We start from the raw sequence: 5,499 nt of genomic DNA on the forward strand, positions 1-5,499 counted from the left end.
CAATACGGGCCACCCGCAGATCGTGTTGGAACAATTGCAGGCGGATGACGGGACCACGCAGAATGTAGACGAAGACTTCTACGTGCAGTTCACCGGCAACGCGATCAACAGATCCAACCCGTTCGGATTGACGAATAACGGCGAGGGGGCATCCAACCCCTTTGACTCCTCATTCGCCTTCGGCGCTCACGACATGGTGAGCAACGACAATGAAACATGGGTGTCTGCGACGCAGAACACCAACGGTGTCGCCGGTGACACGATCCAGAAAGGCGAATTGCTCACGTTGCGGTTCTTCGACAACAATGTCGGTATCGCAACCGAGGTGCAGCAGACACCGCAGACGTCGGCTTTCGCCGGCAGCATGGCCATCGAGTTCGACGGCATCGGCAACAGCGAGGACCTGATGCTGATCCTCAACCTGGCCGACAACGGTGCCGACAACATTTTCGGCACCGCGGACGACACTTCGATCACACGGGCTATGTACGTGCAGAACGCCGACATCTTCAAGACGGGTCAGGCCCCGTCCCCGTACAGCTCGGAGTTCACGCTCGACAACAATGACGGCCTCGTGATCATCGAGCAGAACGACTACAACGCAGCCGGCGAAGAGTACCTGCTGCAGGGTGTCCAGATCATGCAGTCGGGCAACGGGATCACCGGCAGTGCCATCGACCTGATCAGGGAGACCGGAGCTGGCGGCGGCAGCAGCGTTGCGACCAACGATCTGGTGAGCTTCGACGGCGCTGACAACGACGTGCTGAAGATCGTGGACATCGCCTTCAGCACGACCGTGACCGAGACGCCGTCAGCCAGCCTCGACTTCGCCTTCCAGGTGGCGGACGCGGACGGGGATGTGACAGACATGCAGCACATACTTGTTGATGTCGCCTGACACTTGACCAACGGGGGCAGCCGATGCTGCCCCCGTGCGCCTCCCGCGATCTCTTGCACGGAGATGTCATCCAGATGATGAGAACCAACCAACAGCCGCCTGCCCTGCAGGTGGTGATGAAAGAGGCCAGACGCGCCATCCGGCCGCTTGTCTGGTTCAGCGGCGGCATCAACGTGCTGATGCTGACCGGGGCGCTCTATATGCTCCAGGTCTACCACCGCGTGTTGTCCAGCCACAGCCTGGAGACGCTGGTGATGCTGTCGCTTATGGCGGCAGGGGCACTCGCGGCAATGGCGGGGCTGGAGGTGGTGCGCGGGCGTCTTCTGGCTAAAGTCGGATCGTGGATGAACGCGCGGTTGGCACCGGTTCTCCTGACCGCATCCGTGGAATATGCCGCCTCGGCGCCCGGTCATGCCAACGCCCGTCCGCTACGCGACCTGGATCAAGTGCGGAATTTCTTCACCAGCCCGAGCATCTTCCCGATTCTTGACGCGCCTTGGGCACCGTTGTTTTTCGCCGCCATATTCGTCATGCACCCCTGGCTGGGCTGGTTGGCGCTGTGCGGCGGGATTGTCCTCTTTGCGTTGGCGTTGCTCAACGAATACGTCACACGCAAACCATTGACCGAGGCTGCAAATGCACAGTCGCGGGCATACGTGCAGGCCGAGGCGACGATCCGCAACGCCGAGGTCGTCCAGGCGATGGGTATGCTAAAGCCGCTGATGGAAGGCTGGAAGGCACAGCAGGACGAGGCGAACAAAGGACAAGTCCTTGCCGCTAACCGGGGTGGGGTCATCGCGGCCATCGCGCGTTGTCACCGGCTGGCCCTGCAAATGGCCATACTCGGCCTCGGTGCCTATCTGGTTCTTCGCAACGAGGCCTCGCCCGGTATCATGATCTCCGCCTCGATCCTGATGGGCCGCGCATTGTCACCGGTCGAGCAAGCGATCGGCACCTGGAAGGCGACGGTCGGAGCCCGTGCCGCTTACCGGCGCCTCACCGCGGTCGCCGGACAGCACCGGGAGGCCACACCGGTCCTGCCACTGCCCCGTCCGAAAGGCAGGTTTGAGGCCGACAACCTTGTGCTTGCCCGGCAGGGTGGCGAGCACATCCTCAAGGGGATCAACTTCCGCCTCGAGCCGGGTGAAGCGATGGCGTTGATCGGTCCGAGCGGGGCTGGCAAGACGAGCCTGGCGCGCATACTCGCCGGCGCCTGGCGCCCGTCCGCGGGGCGCGCCTTGCTGGACGGAACGGATGTTGCCCAATGGGCGGCGGAAGACCGTGGTCGTCATGTCGGCTATCTGCCGCAGGACATCGAGCTCTTCGCCGGCACCGTGTCCGAAAACATTTGCCGCTTCGCGATGCTCAACCCGGCGGTCTTCAACAAGGTGGTCGAGGCCGCGCAGTTGGCGGGAGTCCACGAGCTGATCAAAGGACTGCCGAAGGCGTACGGCACCGAAATCGGCGAAGCGGGTGCGATACTGTCGGGCGGGCAGCGCCAGCGCATCGGGCTGGCGCGGGCACTCTACGGCGACCCCGCGCTGCTTATCCTCGACGAACCCAATTCCAACCTCGACAGGGAGGGCGAGGAGGCATTGATTGCCGCTCTCGGCGTGGCCAAGGCGACGAATACGACCGTTATCCTTATCGCGCACCGCGCCAGCATTTTGGACAAGGTAGACAAGATACTGGTCCTCAACAGGGGTCAGCAAGATCTCTTCGGGCCGCGCGACCATGTCTTCAACGAACTCGCCAGCCGTGTCGGCAAGGTGGCCCATCTGCCCAAGGCGGCCCAGTTGCCAGCCCTTGAAGTGGTGAAGGAAATCAAAGAGGTCAAGGAAGCATGAGCCGCCCCCCCGAATTGAAGGTCGTGCCGCTGCCCCTCGCGCCGCCCTCTCTCCTGGAGCCGCAACCCCTCCGTCTCACCGGCGTGACGTGCACCGGCTTCGCGATCATGTTCCTGTTCTTCGGCGTGGCCGGGGGATGGGCGGCCCTGGCGCCGCTGGACAGCGCTGCGGTGGCGTCGGGCGTGATCAAGGTCGCCGGCGACCGCAAGCTCATCCAGCACCTCGAGGGCGGCATCATCGCGGAGTTGAACGCCGCCAACGGGGATATCGTCAAGGCGGGCAAGATCCTCGTCGGGCTCGACGACACGCAGGCAAAGGCGCAGCTCGACCTGATCCAGAACCGGATAGCAACGCGTGAGGCGCTGGCCGCGCGTCTCAGGGCCGAGCGTGACGGCAAGACCGAGATCGAGTTCAATCCGGCGTTGCTCGCAAACCCCGCGATCGCCGTGAAGGACGCGGTGGCAGCACAGCGTGACGTGTTTACAGCGAAGCACCACAATCTGAAGGACGAGCAGGAAATTCTCGGCCAGCGCCGTCACCAGGTCGAGGAAGAGATAACGGGGCTGGAGCAGCTTATCGTCACGGAAGACAAGCAGATCGAGGCAATCGAGGGTGAAAGCAAAGACCTTGAGGGTCTGCTCAAGAAAGGGCTGACCACCCGCGAACGGAACTTGTCGCTCAGACGCCAGCAGCGGGAGATCGAGGGCGAGCGCGCCACCAATGTCGCGGCAATCGCCCGTGCCGGAAGCGCCATGGCCGAGATCGACATGCAGATCCTGAACCTCAACACAGTGCGCCTGAACGAGGCCGTCGACGAGTTGAGCAAGGTCGAGGCGGAGCTGTTTGACCTCGGACAGCAGGAGCGTTCCGCCAGGGACGTGCTTAGCCGTACCAACGTTGTCGCGCCGGTTGACGGCATCGTCATGGACTTGAAGGTCCATACCGCGGGCGGTGTCGTGAAACCCGGTGAGACATTGATGACGATCGTACCGCTCGGACAACAACTCGTGGTCGAGGCTATGGTCAAGCCGGAGGATGTCGAGACGATCGCACCCGGACAGCTCGCGCGCGTCAGCTTCCCGGCCTTCGCCCGCTACAACCTGCCGCCGCTCGAGGGCGTCGTGGAGATCGTGTCGGCTGACCGCATGGTTGAGGAACGCAGCGGCGCACCTTATTTCGCGGCGACAGTTGTGATCGACAAAAGCGAACTCGGCAAGCTGGAGGGCCGCAAGCTGCTGCCCGGCATGTCGAGCGAGACGATGATCCGGACGGGGGCTCGCACCGTGCTTTCTTATCTCGCCGAGCCGATCACGCAGAACTTCCGCCGGGCCATGCGGGAAAAATAGCAGTAGGCCGCTGAACCGGATTCAGGAAAGCAGCATTCGCCCGGCCGTGATCGCCAGGAAGAACGCAAAGGCAAGCTTCAGGTAGCGCGGGTTGAGCGCGTGGGCGAGCTTGGCGCCCAAGGGTGCAAACAGAAAGCTCACCGGCGCTATGATGGCAACCGCCGGCAGGCTGACGTAACCCAGGCTGAGCGGAGGCCTGCCTGCAATTGCGAGACCCGACCAGATGAAGCCGGCCACCGCTGGAAGCGCGATAAGCAGGCCAAGCGCCGACGATGTGCCGACGGCCCGGTGCACCGGAAAGGAGAAGCTGGAAAGCGTCGGCACCGACAATGTGCCGCCGCCAATCCCCATGAGCGAAGAGACAAAGCCGATCACAGCAGCGATCGCGCGGTTGATCCAGCCGCTTTTCGGCAGGTGATCGGAGATCACGAGGTGCTTCGGCAACGCCATGTTGACGGCCACCAGCAGGCCGACGACGCCGAAGACCAGCCGCAAGCCGGCGCCCGGGATGAATTTCGACATGATGCCACCGACGAGGGCACCGACGAAAATGGCCGGGCCCCACAGATTGAGCAGAGGCCGATCAACGTTGCCGCGCCTGTTGTGTGACCGCATCGATGAGATCGAGGTGGGGATAATGACCGCAAGCGACGTCGCCACCGCCAGATGGCTGATCACATCAGGAGAAAACTGGAACAGGCTAAGCACCCAGAACAGCACCGGGACGATGACGATACCGCCACCGACTCCCAGCAGGCCAGCCAGCACGCCGGACGCCACGCCGGTCATGGCCAGGCCGGCGACCAGCATTGCAATCGTCAGCTCGTCGAAAACCGACGTGTCGAATCCGAAGTCCACTATGATTTCCCTTTGATGGCCGCGCCCGTCCGCTGCAGCAACCCCGATGCAGGTCGTTCCGAAATGCGTAACAGTTTTTGGGATGCGCTTTGGCTAGTGGCGCACCATCCCGGCGTCGACATTGAGCGTCTGGCCGGTGATCCAGCGCGCATCGTCGGAGGCCAGGAACGAGACCACGTCCGCGATATGTTCCGGCTGCCCTTTGCCTTTCATCGCCTGAAGCATCTCGACGAAGCCGAACGCCTCGTTGTGCGGGCTCGCCTTGACGCCGTCGCTCTCGATCAGGCCGGGCGTCACCGCATTGGCGGTGATGTTGTATTTGCCAAGCTCGGTGGCGAGCGCCCTGGTGAAGCCGATGACGCCACCCTTGGCCGCGACATAGGCAGCCATGTTCGGCGTGCCGGCAAAGAAGGTGTTGGATGCGATGCTGATTACCCGTCCGGCCTTCCCCGCCGCACGCATCTGGTCCGTACCGGCACGGCTGACGATAAAAGTGCCGGTCAAATTGACGTCGATGATCTTGCGCCAATGGTCGAGATCGACATCGTCC

4 protein-coding genes and 1 pseudogene are annotated in these 5,499 nt (G+C 62.9%); 3 read left to right on the top strand and 2 right to left on the bottom strand.

Translation table 11 applies throughout. From position 1 onward, the window contains the following. The 3 genes and pseudogenes from EN939_RS19205 to EN939_RS19215 form a co-directional block, all read left to right on the top strand. Positions 1 to 898 (top strand): annotated as a pseudogene (locus tag EN939_RS19205) (DUF5801 repeats-in-toxin domain-containing protein); the annotation flags it as partial. Positions 899 to 975: 77 nt separating this feature from the next. Continuing rightward, positions 976 to 2,745, top strand: a complete 1,770-nt coding sequence (locus EN939_RS19210) for a type I secretion system permease/ATPase (protein WP_127269267.1) — start codon at positions 976 to 978, stop codon at positions 2,743 to 2,745. Continuing rightward, a complete protein-coding gene (locus EN939_RS19215; RefSeq protein ID WP_127269264.1) occupies positions 2,742 to 4,091 on the top strand; it encodes an HlyD family type I secretion periplasmic adaptor subunit in 1,350 nt (449 codons plus the stop codon). Before EN939_RS19210 ends, EN939_RS19215 begins: the two co-directional genes overlap by 4 nt. A gap of 21 nt (positions 4,092 to 4,112) precedes the next feature. On the opposite strand, the gene EN939_RS19220 is transcribed toward EN939_RS19215, so the two are convergent. Further along, positions 4,113 to 4,949 (bottom strand): sulfite exporter TauE/SafE family protein, encoded by an 837-nt coding sequence (locus tag EN939_RS19220; protein WP_127269265.1) that lies wholly within the window; start codon positions 4,947 to 4,949, stop codon positions 4,113 to 4,115. 93 nt (positions 4,950 to 5,042) lie between these two features. After that, positions 5,043 to 5,499, bottom strand: a 457-nt coding sequence (locus EN939_RS19225) for an SDR family NAD(P)-dependent oxidoreductase (RefSeq protein ID WP_127269266.1), incomplete at its 5' end; no start/stop codon positions are given.

The organism is Mesorhizobium sp. M7A.F.Ca.CA.002.05.1.1 (genome assembly GCF_003998335.1).
GTDB lineage: Bacteria > Pseudomonadota > Alphaproteobacteria > Rhizobiales > Rhizobiaceae > Mesorhizobium.